Raw genomic sequence first — 16,846 nt, forward strand, 5'->3', positions numbered from 1 at the left:
TAGCGCCGCGTCAGTTCAGGTAAGGGGACCAGGAAGGTTCTCTGACTTCGCCTTGTGCGGTAGGAAGCGGGAGCCTTACGCGCCCATTAATGGACACGAGCATCAAGACTCCCCGGCCCTGCTGGCGGGTGGCGTAGATTACCATGGTGCCGTTGGGCGCGACAGTAGGCGACTCGTCCAGAGTGCTATCAGTGAGGATCTTTACACTACCTCGTTGCAAATCCTGGGCCGCCACCTTGAAATTGGTGAAGCCATCCTGACGGTGAATCATGACCAGGGTCTTTTCATCAGCCGAAAGTTTAGGGTTAGCGTTGTAGTTACCCACAAAGGTCACCCGCTCCGCACCGCCACCACCGACGCTGGTTTTGTAGATCTGTGGCTTGCCACCACGGTCGGAAGTGAAGTAGATGGTCGAACCATCCTTACCCCAGAACGGTTCGGTGTTGATGCCGGGACCGTTGGTGACGCGCGAGATCTGACGCGAACCCAGGTTCATCACGTAGATGTCCGGGTTGCCATCCTTGGACAATACGAAGGCCAGGCGATTGCCATCCGGTGACCAGGCTGGCGCGCCGTTCAGTCCTTCGAAGTTGGTAATCTGCTCGCGGCGACCGGTGTCGATGTTCTGCATGAAAATGCGTGGACGCTTCTGCTCGAACGACACATACGCGATGCGCTTGCCATCCGGTGCAAAACGCGGCGACAGGATCGGCTCGCGCGATTGCAGCAGGGTCACGGCACGGGCACCGTCATAGTCAGAACGTTGCAGCGTGTAGCGCGTGTTCTTCTCGGAGAAACGCTCGGCCGTCACGTACAACAGACGCGTCGAGAAAGCACCTTTGATACCGGTCAGCTTTTCAAACGACTGGTCGGAGATGTAGTGCGCCATGTCGCGCAGTTGATCAGTGCTGCCCGACACGCTGCCGGTCAGCACTTGCTGCTCGGTGGCGACGTTGAACAGAGCGTACTGAACCTGCAGGCGACCGCCTGCCGGAACAATGCTGCCGACCATAATGTACTGGGCGCCAACCGCCTTCCAGTCACGGAAAATGATCTCACTGGCCTGACTCGGCAGGCTGATCATGTTCTGCTTTGGAATCGGCGAGTAGTAACCCGAGTTGCGCAGGTCGTTTCCGATGATTTCGGCCATATCGTCCGGCAGGACAGTACCGCCCTGGAAAGCGAACGGCACGACTGCAATCGGGGTAGCCCGATCACTGCCGCTGGTCACCAGAATGTTTTTTTCATCCGCTGTCGCTATCCCTGCCAAGCAGCAGATAACGACAAGCATTCCTCGAAGAAGGTTTCTCACAAGGCTAAATCCTCAGGTGTGAATGTCATCTTGAATGAACGATACGGAGCGAAATCGCTCGGCTTCATTCCCTGCATTTCTGTCAAACGCCCAATATTCTTGACCGCCGCTACAGCAGACGCATCAAACGGACCGTCACCGCTGGACTTGGCCACGTTGACCGAAGTCACCGTACCATCCGGCAACATGCCGATTTGCAGCACGACTGTCATACCTTTGCGGGCCGAAGGTGGACGAGCCCAGCCTTCTGCCGCACGAGCCCGAATCAAATCATCGAAACTGCCGGCGACTTCGTCACCCTGTTCATCCGCCAAGGCCTGCTGGCGCTGCGGCGTGTCGGAAAGCAAATCGGCCAAGGCCTGAGCCTTTTTGTCTTCGGTCGATTTACGTGCAGCATCCTGCGATTTTTTCTTCGCAGCATCGGCAGCAGCTTTCTTCTTCGCGTCTTCGGCGACTTTCTTCTTCGCCTCTTCAGCTTCAGCTTTCTTCTTGGCGTCTTCGGCGGCTTTCTTCTTCGCGTCTTCGACGATTTTCTTCTTCGCTTCTTCAGCGGCCTCTTTCTTGGCCTCTTCTTCAGCAGCTTTCTTGGCTTCTTCTTCGGCTTTCTTCTTGGCTATATCAGCCAATTGTTTCTCTTCGGCCTTTTTGGCTTCGGCGGTCTTCTTCGCTTCATCGGCTTTCTTGGCTTCATCAGCCTTTTTCGCCTCATCCGCTTTCTTCGACTCGTCGGCCTTCTTGGCTTCCTCGGCCTTTTGAGCCGCTTCCTCTTTCTTTTGTTCCGCAGCCTTCACCGCTTCCTGCTCGACCTTCTTCTGTTCCATCTGTTCGACTTCGGTCTGACGCGCAGCAGATTTCTGCGCCTCACCCGCAATCTTCTGATTGGTCTGGGTGGTCGCCCGACTTTTCGATTTCAGCTGGTACAGCGTCGCCTGGACAATCGGCTTGGCCGGCGGCAACTCAGGCGTCATGGCAAAACTGACAAACAGCATGCCAAACACCAGCACGTGCAGGCCAATCGCCCAGACACTAGGCCAGAAGTAGCTTTCCGAGGCTGTTGGCTCTCGTTGTTGCTGCATCAGGGCGCCTCGGTAATCAAGCCAACATTACCGACTCCGGCCTTCTGCAACCCGCCCATGGCGCCCATGACCGAACCGTAGTCGACGGTCTTGTCGCCACGAATGAAGACTTGGGTGTGCTTGCCGTTTTCATTGCCGGCGCTGATGATTTTGGTCACTGCGCTGGTCATCTGCGGCAAGGTCATGGCCTTGTCCTGCTGCTTATCGGTGTCGACTTCGCTGCCAAGGTTCCAGTAGTAGGTCTTGTCAGCCTTGATCGAAATGGTCAGAACCTGGGTGTTGTTGTCCTGCGGCAAGGCTTCGCTGGAAACCTTGGGCAGATCAACTTTCACGCCCTGATTGAGCATTGGCGCGGTCACCATGAAGATGACCAGCAGCACCAGCATCACGTCGATGTAAGGCACTACGTTCATCTCGGCAACCGGCTTGCGCTTTTTGCGAGCTCGAGCGATTAAAGCCATTGGAAATTACCTGCTTATTCTTCGCTGGTGTGCACTTTGCGGTGCAGGATCGCCTGGAATTCATCGGCGAAGGTGTAGTAACGGCTCAGCAGGGTTTCGCTGCGAGCAGAGAAGCGGTTGTAAGCAATAACGGCCGGGATGGCGGCGAACAGACCGATCGCGGTGGCGATCAGTGCTTCGGCGATACCAGGGGCCACAGTGGCCAGGGTCGCTTGCTGGGCAGTGGCCAGACCACGGAAGGAGTTCATGATGCCCCAGACCGTACCGAACAGACCGATGTACGGACTGACGGAGCCGACGGTCGCGAGAAATGGCAGGCTCTGTTCAAGCTTTTCTTCTTCGCGGGAAATGGCAACGCGCATGGCGCGGGCCACACCTTCCATGACCGCTTCCGGATCAACGCCTGGCTGCTGGCGCAGACGGGAGAACTCCTTGAAACCGGCCCGGAAGATCTGCTCGACGCCCGAATCCGGATCAGGGTTGCTGCCGGCCTGACGGTAGAGTTTGGACAGGTCGATACCGGACCAGAAGCGCTCTTCAAAGCTCTCCAGGGCACGTCGACCGGCGCGAATCAAATTGCTGCGCTGAAAAATCATGATCCATGAGGTGACCGATGCGGCTACCAGGATCAGCATTACCAGTTGCACCACGATACTGGCATTGCTGACCAGGCTCCACATGGAGGAATGGTCGACGACGTTAGCTTCCACGCTTTATCTCCTGCTTTGAGTGTGTACCCGCGCCGCTCACGTCGGCAAAGGCCGCACGTAGAGCTTCGGGAATGGCCCGGGGTTTTAAACTGTTAGTGCGCACACAGGCCACCAAAAACTGCCCTTCACAGAGCAGCACATTATCCGTAGCCCGCCTGACCTGCTGTTTGAAGCGCAGGCTGACACGGTTCAATTCGATTACTTCAGCGCTTACCAGAAGTTCGTCGTCCAGTCGCGCCGGCGCGTGGTAACGCGCTTCGCTGGAATGCACGACAAACAACAGGTCCTCCCCTGCCAGCGCCGATTGGGCAAAGCCCAGATCTCGGAGCCGTTCGGTTCGAGCCCGTTCCATAAACTTGAGGTAATTGACGTAATACACGATGCCGCCTGCATCGGTGTCCTCGTAATAAACGCGACAACGATGTGTGAACGGCTCAAGCCCGTTTTGCGCGCGCATACTCTAGTGCTTACTCCTCAGGTTGCCAATCCGGCCAGGCAACTGTTTTTCATTGATCTGCGGCTTTCCAGCAAAAGTACAGTCCTGGGACCGCACAAACGCCGAATATATCAGTGCGCAAAAATTATTAATCGTCCACGGCATCAAGGAACTCGTCTACGACAGGCATTTCGCCCATTCGTGACGGAATGTTTAAACCGAAGTGCAAATACGCATGCCGGGTCACCACCCGCCCCCGCGGGGTTCGCATGATATAGCCCTGCTGGATCAGATACGGCTCCAGCACGTCTTCAATGGTGTGGCGCTCTTCACTGATCGCGGCGGCCAGGCTGTCCACACCGACCGGACCACCATCGAATTTCTCAATCATGGTCAACAGCAAACGCCGGTCCTGATGGTCGAAACCACGTTCGTCGACGTCCAGCAGATTCAACGCGAGGTCGGCAATCGGCTTGGTAATGTGCCCCTTGGCGCGCACTTCGGCGAAATCGCGCACCCTACGCAACAGCCGGTTGGCGATCCGAGGCGTACCGCGAGCACGCCGGGCGATTTCAAAGGCGCCTTCCGGGTCCAGCGGCAGACCAAGAATGCTCGCCGAACGACTGACAATCGTGGCGAGGTCCGCAGTGCTGTAGAACTCCAGGCGCTGGACAATCCCGAAGCGATCGCGCAAAGGATTGGTCAACATACCGGCACGCGTGGTTGCACCGACGAGGGTGAATGGCGGCAGATCAAGCTTGATCGAGCGCGCGGCGGGCCCTTCACCAATCATGATGTCGAGCTGGAAGTCTTCCATGGCTGGGTACAGCACTTCTTCGACGATCGGTGACAGGCGATGGATTTCGTCGATGAACAGCACGTCATGGGGTTCAAGGTTAGTCAACAGTGCCGCCAGATCACCCGGACGCTCAAGCACGGGCCCCGACGTGCTTTTGATCGACACTCCCATTTCCTGGGCGATGATGTTCGCCAAGGTGGTTTTCCCCAGGCCCGGCGGACCGAAGATCAGCGTGTGATCCAGAGACTCGTTACGCCCACGGGCGGCCTGGATGAACAGCTCCATTTGCTCGCGAACGGTCGGCTGGCCGATGTATTCGGCCAGGCTGACAGGACGAATTGCCCGGTCCTGGACTTCCTCGCGATCACGAGGAGCGGGCGTAGCGGTAATCAGACGATCAGCTTCAATCACTTAAATCATTCCCTTCAGGGCACGACGAATCATGTCTTCACTGCTCAAACCTTTCTCCTTGATCGCAGAAATCGCCTTGCTGGCCTCCTGAGGCTTGTAGCCCAGGGAGATCAGCGCGCTGACCGCGTCATTTTCGGCGGTGGCGACCGGAGCCGGCGCGTCAGGCCCGACCGGCTGGTTTGGCACCAGGGCGAACATCGCCGGCACGGTTTCCCAGGCTTTGAAGCGATCCTTGAGCTCCACCAGTAAACGTTCGGCGGTTTTTTTGCCCACGCCTGGCACCTTGGTCAGCGCCGAGGTGTCCTGGGACTGCACACAACGAACCAGTTCATCGACTTCCAGACTCGACATCAACGCCAGCGCCAATTTTGGCCCTACGCCGTTGAGACGGATCAACTCGCGGAAAAAGTCTCGCTCACGCTTGCCGAAGAAACCATAGAGTAACTGCGCGTCCTCGCGTACGACCAAGTGGGTATGCAAGGTCAGCGGTTCACCGACCGACGGCAAGCGATACAGCGTGGTCATGGGCACTTCCAGCTCATACCCCAGACCGTTTACATCCAGAATCAGGTGCGGCGGCTGTTTTTCAGCCAATGTGCCGCGCAAGCGTCCAATCACGTTTCAGATCCTTGAGCGTTGGCCAGATCAATGCCTGGCGACGAACAGAACAAGGGGTCGCGTCGACGACACAGACCCGACAACCCTCATTCCATAAAAAAGACTGTTGATGCTATCAGAGACGCAAGCGCCCGCCACGACTGCGTGCCGTGCCAAGGCCATGGGGCAATAGGCTGGAACGGGTATGTGCATGGCAAATGGCAATGGCCAGGGCGTCCGAGGCGTCGATTTGCGGTTTGCTGGTCAATTTCAGCATGTGCATGACCATCATCTGCACCTGTTCTTTATTCGCCGCGCCGGTGCCGGTCACTGCCTGCTTGACCTGGGTTGCGGTGTACTCGGCGATTTCCAGGCTTTCTTCGGCCCCGGCAACGATGGCCGCACCGCGCGCTTGCCCCAATTTCAACGCAGAATCGGCATTGCGCGCCATGAACACCTTTTCGATGCCCATGGTGACCGGGCCGTATGTCTGGATGATTTCACGCACGCCGCGATAAACGATTTGCAGACGCTCATGCAATTCTCCCGAACCCGTGCGAATGCAGCCCGACGCGACGTACACACAGCCACGCCCGGTATCGCGCACCACGCCATAACCGGTAATACGCGAACCGGGGTCGATACCAAGAATTAAAGTCATAACGCCTGCGGGTTCAGTAAAAGCACGATATTCAATTCAGCGAATAACAAATGTGGGAGCGAGCCTGCTCGCGAAAGCGGTTTCATATTCAGCAACGATGTTGCCTGAAAATCCGCATTCGCGAGCAGGCTCGCTCCCACATTGAATCTTAGTAGCCCTTAACCGAGCTGTGCGGCCACCGATTCAGGGATGTCCGCGTTGGAGTAGACGTTCTGCACATCATCCAGGTCTTCAAGCATGTCGATCAGCTTGAGCACCTTCTCGGCGCCTTCCAGGTCCAGCTCGGCGCTGGTGGTCGGCAGCATGACGATTTCAGCATCTACACCCTTGAAACCGGCTGCTTCCAGCGCATTGCGCACGGCATAGAAGCCAGAGAACGATGTGAACACGTCAATAGAGCCATCTTCGTGAGTGACCACGTCATCGGCGTCGGCTTCCATGGCCGCTTCTATCAGCGCGTCTTCATCAACGCCTGGCGCAAAGGAAATCTGCCCTTTGCGCTCGAACAAATACGCCACGGAACCGTCGGTGCCGAGGTTGCCGCCGCATTTGCTGAACGCGTGGCGAACAGCAGCGGCAGTGCGATTACGGTTATCGGTCATGCACTCGACCATCACCGCTACACCGCCCGGGCCGTAGCCTTCATAGCTCAACTCGACCATGTCGTCGGTGTCGGCAGCACCCGCGCCGCGTGCGACCGCGCGATCAATGATGTCACGACTCATGTTCGCGCCAAGGGCCTTGTCCAGCGCCAGACGCAGGCGTGGGTTGGAGCCCGGATCACCACCACCCTGACGGGCAGCAACAGTCAGTTCACGAATCCACTTGGTGAAAATCTTGCCCTTCTTGGCATCCTGACGTTCTTTGCGGTGCTTGATGTTCGCCCACTTGGAATGACCCGCCATAACTCGCTCCGAATTATCTTTGAAACATTGCCCGCCCCACACAGTGTCGGCCAGCAACAAAAAATCACGACCTAAAGAAAAGGCGCACCCAAAAGGATGCGCCTTTGCGGTCAGCCTTACTCAGCCTTTGGTGTTTCGCGCAGACGAATGTGCAGTTCGCGCAATGCCTTGGCATCCACTTGACCCGGTGCCTGCGTCATGACGTCCGCCGCGCTCTGGGTTTTCGGGAAGGCGATCACTTCACGGATCGACTGGGCGCCGGTCATCAGCATCACCAGACGGTCCAGACCGAAGGCGAGGCCACCGTGCGGCGGCGCGCCGTACTTCAGGGCGTCGAGCAGGAAGCCGAATTTCTCTTCCTGTTCCGCTTCGTTGATACCCAGCAGGCGGAATACTGTCTGCTGCATTTCCTTGCGGTGAATACGGATCGAACCGCCACCCAGCTCAGTGCCGTTCAGCACCATGTCGTAGGCACGGGACAGAGCGGTCGCCGGATTGGCTTCCAGTTCTTCCGGAGTGCACTTCGGCGCGGTGAACGGGTGGTGCAAGGCGCTGAAGCTGCCGTCATCGTTCTCTTCGAACATCGGGAAGTCGACGACCCACATTGGCGCCCACTTGCAGGTCAGCAGTTCCAGGTCGTTACCGACCTTGATTCGCAACGCGCCCAGGGCTTCGCTGACGATTTTGGCTTTGTCGGCACCGAAGAACACGATGTCGCCATCAACCGCGCCAACGCGATCAAGGATCACGTTGAGGTTGGCTTCAGGGATGTTCTTCACGATTGGCGACTGCAGGCCTTCAACGCCTTTGGCGCGCTCATTGACCTTGATGTACGCCAGGCCCTTGGCACCGTAGATGCCGACGAACTTGGTGTAGTCATCAATCTGCTTGCGCGGCATGCTCGCCGCGCCCGGAACGCGCAAAGCGGCAATACGGCATTTCGGGTCGTTGGCCGGGCCGCTGAACACTTTGAAATCAACTTCTTTGAGTTGATCGGCAACGTCAACCAGCTCCAGCGGGTTACGCAGGTCCGGCTTGTCGGAACCGTAACGACGCATAGCCTCTTCGAAGGTCATGTGCGGGAACTCACCGAACTCCAGACCCAGCACTTCCTTGAACAGGTTGCGGATCATGCCTTCAGTCAGGCCCATGATGTCTTTTTCATCGAGGAAGCTGGTCTCGATGTCGATCTGGGTGAACTCAGGCTGACGGTCGGCACGCAGGTCTTCGTCACGGAAGCACTTGGCGATCTGGTAGTAACGGTCGAAGCCGGCCACCATCAACAGTTGCTTGAACAGCTGCGGCGATTGCGGCAAGGCGAAGAACGAACCGGCGTGGGTACGGCTCGGCACCAAGTAGTCGCGAGCACCCTCAGGGGTGGCGCGGGTCAGGATCGGCGTCTCGACATCGAGGAAGCCGTTCTCGTCCAGATAGCGACGGATGCTGGTGGTCATGCGCGAACGCAGACGCAGCTTCTCGGCCATCTCCGGGCGACGCAGGTCAAGGAAGCGATAGCGCAGGCGGGTTTCTTCGCCGACATCGGAGAACTCGTTCAGTGGGAACGGCGGGGTTTCCGATTCGTTCAGCACTTCCAGCTCGTAGCCGAGGACCTCGATCATGCCCGACGCCATGTTGGCGTTGGTAGCACCGGCCGGACGCAGGCGAACCTTGCCGGTGATCTTCACGACGTATTCGCTGCGCACGCGATCGGCGGCCGCGAAGGATTCTGCGCGGTCCGGGTCGAACACCACTTGGGCCAGACCGTCACGATCACGGATATCGAGGAAAATCACCCCACCGTGGTCACGGCGACGGTGAACCCAACCGCAAAGAGTAATTTCCTGGCCTTCCAGGCTTTCGTTCAGTTGGCCGCAATAATGGCTGCGCATCATGGTAGTGGTTTCACTTCTCGTAATTCGAAATTCGGTTGGAGCCCCGCACATCCGGCCCTTAATAAAGGTGCCCGATGATGCAAGCGCTCACGCGTGTGGTTCAATTCAGGCCCTGAACCCTAGTCAGCTTTGTCGCCGCCGGCCAGGTTCTTCTTCGAGCCGGTCTTGAAATCGGTCTCGTACCAACCAGTGCCGCTGAGGCGGAAGCCTGGCATGGAAAGCATCTTTTTAAGCTCTGGTGCCTGGCAGGCAGGGCAGTCGACCAGCGGTGCTGCGCTGATCTTTTGAATGGCTTCCAACTGATGACCACAGGAAGCACATTGATAGTCGTACATCGGCATGGGGGTTGTCTCGGCGATCAGATTGCTACCGCGCACGCTGGGTTTTGCGGCAAAGTGCGGGATTATATCCATTAAATGCAGCCTGTGCAGCCGTAAGACTGCACAGACTGACACTCAATCCCCTACGCCGCTGTGACTAGGGCATCACAATGCAGCCCCCTTCCTTCAAGCTGCGCACGACGCACACAACCCGCACCAGCCCGGTGAAGTTCTTGACCCCGCCGTGACGCAAATGCACTTCACGGTCCACATGGGACAGCAACGCACTGACAGAACAGCAATTGACCTTGGCCATATCACCCAAAATATCCCAATAGACCTGCTCAAGCCGCAAGCAGGTCGCAAATCCATTCAAACGCACCGAGCGGGATAAAGGCCGGGCCAGCCCCATATCAAACTCACTGACGAACGGATCAACCCTTATATCCCCGGTCGGGCCGAGAGATCCTTCGCCCAGCCTGCCTTCGTAAACCATATCACTGACACTCCTTTGCCATCCTTGCCTTCTATAAAGCTGCATCTGTTGCCTTATAAAAGCGCAGGCGCAAAGGTATTTCCAGATGACTTTATGACCATCCACGTAGGATAAGCCAACAATTAAAGGGGGATCATGGAGCTCTTCCTAGGCCGGCCATATTCCTACGCGCTCAGGCGCGTTTTACCCAGCGAAAAAGAGACCAGATGAAGTAAAAAGCCAGAAAGAGAACAAAACTCAACGACCTGACTGCCTCCCACCCTATCGGCAAGCTATTTGATTATCTCTTTGGTGCCGGGCACGCCAACTTCTTCCTTACCCCCGCGACAAATCAAGCACCAGAGCACCGCCGGACCGCCTGATTTGAGTAGCCGCAGGCTTTGCTGTTAAATAGGCAGTGTGCCGCTACCGCCTATTTTTCCGGGGGCAGCGCATAGGCTGATACCGGGTACGTGCCCAACGCCTCTTATTGTCCTGAGGCGAACCGTGCTCCATCAGCTCTTCCTTGTGATCCGTCTTAACGCGAGTTAATCAAAATGTTGAAAATCGTCCACCTGCTAACGGGCGCAGCTGCCCTGATGCTGTCCTTCATCCCTAGCCTGCGAGCTGAAGCGGTCCCTTACCTGCAACAACCCGATGCGCTGTACCTGGCGTTTTTCGGACTGCTGAACCTCACCCTTGCTCCTGTTATCCCTTACTGGAACAAAGGCCCACGCCACCAATTGCAAAACCTGGTCAGCGTGCTGCTGGTTCTGGCCGTCTTCCTGCAAGTTCTGACGTTGCTCGCGCCGATGCCTGTCATCGCCGGTCAACCCGCCGTTTTGTTTAGCCTGTTAGCCGCCCTGACCGCCGTTTTACTGCACCTGGGCGTCAGCTTCTACAAATCTTCACCGGCCGCCGCCTCGCCAAGCTATGACATGAGCAACCGCGATACTGGCACCGTCAAGTGGTTCAATACCTCCAAAGGCTTCGGCTTTATCTCCCGCGATTCCGGCGATGATATTTTCGTGCATTTCCGGGCTATTCGTGGAGAAGGTCACCGCGTTCTGGTTGAAGGGCAGCGTGTCGAGTTCTCCGTCATGAACCGCGACAAAGGCCTGCAAGCCGAAGACGTGATCGCCGCCCTGCCGCGCCGCTGATTCAAGGCTAAAAAAAACCGCGAACAGCTTGGCTGTTCGCGGTTTTTTATTGCCTGCTTCTTTATCATAAAAAGTCAGTAATGCGGCGGTGGCGCTTCTTCTTCGAAGGTTTCGAATTGGCCGGCCATTTCCTCCTGCCGCTTGAGCAATGCGGCCATTTGCAGCTGCAGGCGTTCAACTGCACGCTGCTGCGTCGCCAGCACATCACTCAATGACTGAAGGGCGTCATCCTGAAACGCCAACTGGCTCTCCAGATCGGTAACGCGTTCTTCCAGGCTCATGATTCAACCCTCCAGAAACGTAAAGTCTTCGGCCAATACCAAACGCAGGCGTTCGCGAATCGCTGCGATCTGCTCCGCAGTGTATGGCGTGGCCGGTAGCTTGCCCCAGACAGGAGCAGGCCAGGCCGCGTCATCACGTTTGCGCACAATCACATGCATGTGCAACTGGCTGACGACATTACCCAATGTCGCGACATTCAACTTGTCGGCGTCGAACGAATCCTTCAGCGTTTCTGCCAACGCAGTCGTCTCCTGCCACAGCTGTTGCTGCTCGGCGACACTCAACTGAAATATCTCGCTGATATTGTCACGACGAGGCACCAGGATGAACCAGGGGTAATTCGAATCGTTGGACAACAGCAACCGGCAGAGTGGGAAATCCCCGATCGGTAGCGTGTCTTGTTGAAGCCGTGGATCTAAAGCGAACACTGTGCGCACTCCCGCCTGGTTCTCATTTTTCAGCTTAGCGCCCCTTCCCGGGGACGGTGCACCAAGCGACAGGACGGCAGCATACCTGCGAACAGCGCTGGCTTCACGAACAGACTCACGCCCCGGCATGAGGCATTTTTACCTATTCGCACCATTACAGAACCAACGACCAAGGTAAAAACACCGAAATGACTGATTAACCACCAGGTGTTCGATCCGGACAAAAGGCAACACTGTATGAATTCGGTACAGCCGGTAAAATTTTCCGCACCAAAATCGCACAGATCGTCTACGCTGAGCGCCTCAGCATCCGTTATCTACTCACTTGCGGGGTGGACCGGTAACGTTTTACATTGTCACGCCGCCGACCCGCATGCTGAAACACGACGCAAACCTTTGCGTCAAGCCGAATAGAACATGCTTGAAATGCCCGGTTTTATGAGGTTTTTACAGCTAAAGGTAGGTAAGAAGAAAAAAAGTCATCAAACTGCCAATTTGTGCACGTTTGTTGCATTCACACCCACATCGCCTAGAAAACCTCTGCGGGACGTGGAAGGCTCAAGGCAAATAAAAACAGCGGCAGGGTTGCCCGAAGGAGATTCAAACGTTTCACCAAGGACTCTTTTTACCGAAGTTCAAGCCCTGGAAAACAACGCTAAAGTTGCCGGCGCGCTTGCATTCAAGCTGTAAATTTGCGACATCTACCGAGCTGTTTGCGACAGGCTCGTAAAGAAGCCGAAAGGATAGATACGCAAGTATCGCCAATAGAGTCGGCGTGATATAAGTTTGCGCCGACACAAAAAGAAAGAGCCGCCCAGATAATAAATCAGGTGGGACGGCAGTACTCTTCTAAAACCAAAGGAGCAAATCACGATGCGCGTGATGAAGTGGAGCATGATCGCACTGGCAGTTGCAGCAGCAGCCAGTACTCAGTTGGCTACGGCCGCACCGTTTGTAAGTGACCAGGCTGAAGCCAAAGGTTTTGTTGAAGACAGCTCGATGAACTTGCTGGTTCGCAACTACTACTTCAACCGTGACAACAAAAATGGCTCCAACGACCAGAAAGACTGGACCCAAGGTATCTGGGGCAACTACAGCTCCGGTTACACCCAGGGCCTGATCGGCGTTGGCGTTGATGCATTCGGCTACCTGGCAATCAAACTGGATGGTGGCGACGGTACCAGCGGCACCGGCAACATGAGCCGTAGCGATACCACGAACCCTAATGGTGGTCGCGATGTCAATGACAGCCAAGGCAAAGCCGGCGGCGCCGTTAAATTCCGCATCTCCAAAACCGAGCTGAAAGCCGGTGACATGCAGCCTAGCACTGCTCCAGTGTTCGCTGTTGGCGGTTCCCGCATCCTTCCTCAAACTGCTAGCGGTTTCCAACTGCAGAGCAGCGAAATCAAGAACCTTGACCTGGAAGGCGGCCACTTCTACTCGGCGACCAGCCAGGACAAAAACGCCCGTGACGGCGGTCTGTTTGCAACCTACGCAGGCGTAGAAGCGAACTCCATCGACTACGCTGGCGGCAAATGGGGCGTTACCGATGCACTGAGCCTGTCTCTCTACGGTGCCAAGCTCGAAGACATCTGGAACCAGTACTACGCCAACGCGAACTACACCCTCGCATTGGGTGGCACTCAGTCCCTGAACTTCGACGGTAACATCTACAACACTCAGGATACCGGTAACGCTGACGCAGGCGAAATCAGCAACACCGCCTTCTCGCTGGCTGCGGCTTACTCGTTCCTGAATGCGCACACCCTGACCCTGGGCTTCCAGAAGGTTAACGGTGATACTCCGTTCGACTACGTCGGCGTGGGCAAGAACAACCGCGGTGGCGACTCGATTTTCCTCGCCAACTCCATCCAGTACTCCGACTTCAACGGTCCTGGCGAGAAATCGGTACAAGCCCGTTACGACCTGAAAATGGCTGAATACGGCGTACCTGGCCTGAGCTTCATGACCCGTTACGTGGATGGTTGGAACATCGACGGTACCAAGACTCCAGCGGGCAGCGCTTACGCTGGTCTGTACGGCGAAGACGGCAAACACCACGAAATCAACTTTGAAGCCAAGTACGTCGTTCAATCCGGCCCGGCCAAAGATCTGTCCTTCCGTATCCGTCAAGCATGGCACTACGCCAATGCTGACGAAGGCGAAGGCGACGTTAAAGAGTTCCGCCTGATCACCGACTACCCGCTCAACATTCTGTAATTGCAGAAAGTCAGCACCCGGTAATCAAAAAAAGGCCCATCTTCGGATGGGCCTTTTTTGTTGGCTGGAACATTGCGCTTAAACAATCAGATCCGTTCAGAACATGCCTGACTTAGCAGTCAGACATGATCAAAAAACAATCACTGCGACACAGATTCCTGAACCACCCGAATCATCCGCTGTGGCAACGGAACATCAACACCGGCAGTTTTCAAACGATAACGGGACTGTTCGTTGAACATGAACATCACATCCCAGTAGTCGGCCGTCTTTACCCAAACCCGAAGCGAAAGAGTGATCGAACTGTCACCGAGAGTAGACACCACTGCCTGTGGTGCCGGATCTGCCAATACACGTGGATCTTTGGCCAGTTCCAGCAAAACTTCACGGGCCTTCTGCAAGTCCGCTTCGTAGTCCACACCCACGTCAAACACCACTTTGCGCGTTGGTTGACGATTGGTATTGGTGATGATGCCGTTCGACAAGATGCCGTTAGGCACAATGATGGTTTTGTTGTCGCCAGTACGCAGTACAGTGTGGAAGATTTGAATGCTGTCGACGGTACCGGCAATACCTTGAGCTTCGATCCAGTCACCGATGCGGAACGGACGGAACAGCAGAATCAACACGCCGCCGGCGAAGTTTGCCAGGCTACCCTGCAATGCCAGACCGATGGCCAGACCCGCCGCACCGATGGCCGCGACGAACGACGTGGTTTCCACACCGATCATCGACGCTACGCTGACGATCAGCAAAACCTTGAGAATGATGTTAGCCAGGCTGCTGATGAACCCTTGCAGTGCAAGGTCGGCATTTCGCAGCGCCAGCAGGCCGCCGAGCTTTTGCGTCACTTTGTTGATCAGCCACCAGCCGACGGCCAGGGTGATCACCGCCAGCAGTACACGACTGCCGTACTCCATGATCATCGGGATCCAGGACTGGGACATCTTGACCAGGTTGTTTACTTCGGCATTTAAGTCCATCTACGCTCTCCTTGATTTTCCGGGGATCCGGCACACGAAAAATAAAGCGGCAGAAAAACCGAGCCGTCTCCGGCTCAATCATTTCTGCCGCTGCTTGGGCCTCGGACGCCAAAAGCGCCGAGAGGTTCCCGCGTTAAAGGTCAGTCGCGGAAGTTGTTGAACTGAAGCGGCATATCGAACGTCTTGGCGCGCAGGGCCGCGATGGCTTCCTGCAAATCGTCACGTTTCTTGCCAGTAATACGCACCTGTTCACCCTGAATGGCGGCCTGAACCTTGAGCTTGGCGTCTTTGACGTGAGCGACGATTTTCTTCGCCAGCTCTTTGTCGATGCCTTCCTTGAGGACCGCTTCCTGCTTCATCAGCTTGCCCGACGCGTAGGCCTCCTTGACTTCAAGGCACTGCACGTCGATTTTGCGCTTGACCAGCGCCAGCTTGAGGATCTCGATCATCGCTTCGAGCTGGAAGTCGGCTTCAGCGGTCAGGTTGACGGTCAGGTCCTTTTCCTTGAACTCGAAAGTGCCCTTGCCCTTCAGGTCATAACGACGATCGAGTTCCTTGACGGCGTTTTCGACCGCGTTGGTGACTTCGTGTTTGTCCAGTTCGGATACCACGTCGAACGACGGCATGTAATCTCTCCAATAAAAAGGCGCACTCGATTGCGATGGCGCGCGCTTGGCTTGCGGTTAAAATCGGGCTCATTATAACGGGTCTTTTCCAACCCATACTGCGAGCCTTACATGCCTGCCTCAAACCGAGTAAAAAGCTGATGTCGACCCCTTGGCATGTATTGGGTGCCGGCAGCCTGGGCACGTTGTGGGCCACGCGCCTGGCGCGGGCCGGATTGCCGGTCAGGCTGATCGTTCGCAATGAGCAGCGCTTGCAGGCCTATCAGAAGGCAGGTGGGCTGACGTTGGTGGAACAGGGCGAAGCCACTACTTATGAGATTCCCGGCCAGACACCGCACAGCCATGAACCGATCAGCCGACTGCTGGTCGCCTGCAAGGCCTACGACGCCGAGAAAGCCGTCGCGCAACTAGCGCCACGTCTGACGCCCGATGCCGAACTAATCCTGTTGCAGAACGGCCTCGGCAGTCAGGACGCCGTCGCTGCGCAGGTGCCGCAAGCACGTTGCGTGAGTGCATCGAGTACTGAAGGTGCGTTTCGCGATGGCGATTGGCGTGCGGTATTCGCGGGTCACGGTTACACCTGGCTGGGGGATGCCGGCCATCCAGTTGCGCCGATCTGGCTGGATGATCTGACGGCCGCCGGGATTCCCCATGAATGGAGTACTGACATCCTCACACGGCTGTGGCGCAAGCTGGCGCTCAACTGTGCAATCAATCCGTTGACCGTCCTTCACAATTGCCGCAATGGCGGATTGCAGGAGCACCAGTGCGAAGTCGCTACCCTCTGCGGTGAATTGACCGAGTTGCTGGAACGTTGTGGTCAGCCCGCGGCGGCAGAAAACCTGCAGCATGAAGTCGAGCGCGTGATCCATGCCACGGCGGCCAATTACTCCTCGATGTATCAGGACGTCGCGAATCAGCGCCGCACCGAAATCACCTACTTGCTGGGCCATGTCTGCAAAGTGGCCGAGCGTCATCAACTGAACCTGCCCCACCTCCATCAACTACAGCAACGGCTGATCGGCCATCTGCACAGCCTTGGATTGCCCAGCGACTGAGCAGCGGCTACGCTGGCCACTTGTTCCTTTTCAG

The 16,846-nt window shown here is 56.5% G+C and carries 20 protein-coding genes; 4 read left to right on the top strand and 16 right to left on the bottom strand.

Going from position 1 to position 16,846, the window contains the following annotated elements:
- Positions 1-10: 10 nt before the first annotated feature.
- The 12 genes from tolB to AC3ISI_RS22545 form a co-directional block, all read right to left on the bottom strand.
- A complete protein-coding gene (gene tolB / locus AC3ISI_RS22490; protein WP_489333856.1) occupies positions 11-1,312 on the bottom strand; it encodes a Tol-Pal system beta propeller repeat protein TolB in 1,302 nt (433 codons plus the stop codon).
- Positions 1,309-2,388: a cell envelope integrity protein TolA gene (tolA, locus tag AC3ISI_RS22495; RefSeq protein WP_489333857.1), complete on the bottom strand. Its 1,080-nt coding sequence runs from the start codon at positions 2,386-2,388 to the stop codon at positions 1,309-1,311. The genes tolB and tolA overlap by 4 nt, the downstream gene beginning before the upstream one ends.
- The gene (gene tolR / locus AC3ISI_RS22500; RefSeq protein ID WP_201206765.1) at positions 2,388-2,840 is read right to left on the bottom strand and encodes a protein TolR; all 453 of its coding nucleotides are present in this window, start codon (positions 2,838-2,840) and stop codon (positions 2,388-2,390) included. The genes tolA and tolR overlap by 1 nt, the downstream gene beginning before the upstream one ends.
- Positions 2,841-2,863: 23 nt before the next feature.
- Positions 2,864-3,559: a protein TolQ gene (tolQ, locus tag AC3ISI_RS22505; protein ID WP_140667542.1), complete on the bottom strand. Its 696-nt coding sequence runs from the start codon at positions 3,557-3,559 to the stop codon at positions 2,864-2,866.
- Positions 3,549-4,016: a tol-pal system-associated acyl-CoA thioesterase gene (gene ybgC, locus AC3ISI_RS22510; protein WP_027922939.1), complete on the bottom strand. Its 468-nt coding sequence runs from the start codon at positions 4,014-4,016 to the stop codon at positions 3,549-3,551. The genes tolQ and ybgC overlap by 11 nt, the downstream gene beginning before the upstream one ends.
- A gap of 127 nt (positions 4,017-4,143) precedes the next feature.
- Entirely contained in the window at positions 4,144-5,205 is a 1,062-nt protein-coding gene (gene ruvB, locus AC3ISI_RS22515; protein WP_489333858.1) for a Holliday junction branch migration DNA helicase RuvB, read from the bottom strand.
- Positions 5,206-5,823 carry a Holliday junction branch migration protein RuvA gene (gene ruvA, locus AC3ISI_RS22520; RefSeq protein WP_489333859.1) on the bottom strand — a complete coding sequence of 206 codons (618 nt, stop codon included), beginning with the start codon at positions 5,821-5,823 and terminating at the stop codon, positions 5,206-5,208. It abuts the gene before it with no gap.
- A gap of 115 nt (positions 5,824-5,938) precedes the next feature.
- On the bottom strand, positions 5,939-6,463 hold the full coding sequence (ruvC, locus tag AC3ISI_RS22525) for a crossover junction endodeoxyribonuclease RuvC (protein WP_007945844.1): 525 nt from the start codon (positions 6,461-6,463) through the stop codon (positions 5,939-5,941).
- A gap of 158 nt (positions 6,464-6,621) precedes the next feature.
- Positions 6,622-7,368 (bottom strand): YebC/PmpR family DNA-binding transcriptional regulator, encoded by a 747-nt coding sequence (locus AC3ISI_RS22530; protein WP_489333860.1) that lies wholly within the window; start codon positions 7,366-7,368, stop codon positions 6,622-6,624.
- Positions 7,369-7,484: 116 nt separating this feature from the next.
- Positions 7,485-9,260, bottom strand: coding sequence for an aspartate--tRNA ligase (aspS, locus tag AC3ISI_RS22535; protein ID WP_489333861.1), 1,776 nt, complete (start codon positions 9,258-9,260; stop codon positions 7,485-7,487).
- Positions 9,261-9,379: 119 nt separating this feature from the next.
- Complete coding sequence (locus AC3ISI_RS22540) at positions 9,380-9,601, bottom strand: FmdB family zinc ribbon protein (RefSeq protein WP_010457489.1); 222 nt, start codon at positions 9,599-9,601, stop codon at positions 9,380-9,382.
- 136 nt (positions 9,602-9,737) lie between these two features.
- Complete coding sequence (locus AC3ISI_RS22545; RefSeq protein ID WP_489333862.1) at positions 9,738-10,076, bottom strand: ribbon-helix-helix domain-containing protein; 339 nt, start codon at positions 10,074-10,076, stop codon at positions 9,738-9,740.
- Between the two features lie 536 nt (positions 10,077-10,612).
- Here AC3ISI_RS22545 and AC3ISI_RS22550 point away from each other — a divergent pair.
- Entirely contained in the window at positions 10,613-11,215 is a 603-nt protein-coding gene (locus AC3ISI_RS22550) for a cold-shock protein (RefSeq protein WP_489333863.1), read from the top strand.
- Between the two features lie 74 nt (positions 11,216-11,289).
- Here AC3ISI_RS22550 and AC3ISI_RS22555 read toward each other — a convergent pair whose 3' ends face one another.
- A complete protein-coding gene (locus AC3ISI_RS22555) occupies positions 11,290-11,496 on the bottom strand; it encodes a SlyX family protein (RefSeq protein ID WP_477790670.1) in 207 nt (68 codons plus the stop codon).
- A gap of 3 nt (positions 11,497-11,499) precedes the next feature.
- Entirely contained in the window at positions 11,500-11,925 is a 426-nt protein-coding gene (locus AC3ISI_RS22560) for an HIT domain-containing protein (protein WP_489333864.1), read from the bottom strand.
- A 417-nt stretch (positions 11,926-12,342) separates the two neighbouring features.
- Between AC3ISI_RS22560 and AC3ISI_RS22565 the strand changes: the two genes are divergently transcribed.
- Positions 12,343-12,615: a hypothetical protein gene (locus tag AC3ISI_RS22565; protein WP_489333865.1), complete on the top strand. Its 273-nt coding sequence runs from the start codon at positions 12,343-12,345 to the stop codon at positions 12,613-12,615.
- A gap of 183 nt (positions 12,616-12,798) precedes the next feature.
- Positions 12,799-14,145 (top strand): OprD family porin, encoded by a 1,347-nt coding sequence (locus AC3ISI_RS22570; RefSeq protein ID WP_489333866.1) that lies wholly within the window; start codon positions 12,799-12,801, stop codon positions 14,143-14,145.
- A 140-nt stretch (positions 14,146-14,285) separates the two neighbouring features.
- Here AC3ISI_RS22570 and AC3ISI_RS22575 read toward each other — a convergent pair whose 3' ends face one another.
- Entirely contained in the window at positions 14,286-15,128 is an 843-nt protein-coding gene (locus AC3ISI_RS22575; protein WP_489333867.1) for a mechanosensitive ion channel family protein, read from the bottom strand.
- A 140-nt stretch (positions 15,129-15,268) separates the two neighbouring features.
- Positions 15,269-15,754 carry a YajQ family cyclic di-GMP-binding protein gene (locus AC3ISI_RS22580; RefSeq protein ID WP_489333868.1) on the bottom strand — a complete coding sequence of 162 codons (486 nt, stop codon included), beginning with the start codon at positions 15,752-15,754 and terminating at the stop codon, positions 15,269-15,271.
- 140 nt (positions 15,755-15,894) lie between these two features.
- Between AC3ISI_RS22580 and AC3ISI_RS22585 the strand changes: the two genes are divergently transcribed.
- Positions 15,895-16,812, top strand: a complete 918-nt coding sequence (locus AC3ISI_RS22585) for a putative 2-dehydropantoate 2-reductase (protein ID WP_489333870.1) — start codon at positions 15,895-15,897, stop codon at positions 16,810-16,812.
- Positions 16,813-16,846: the final 34 nt, after the last annotated feature.

The sequence above is a fragment of the Pseudomonas sp. GL_139_B genome (genome assembly GCF_057834475.1).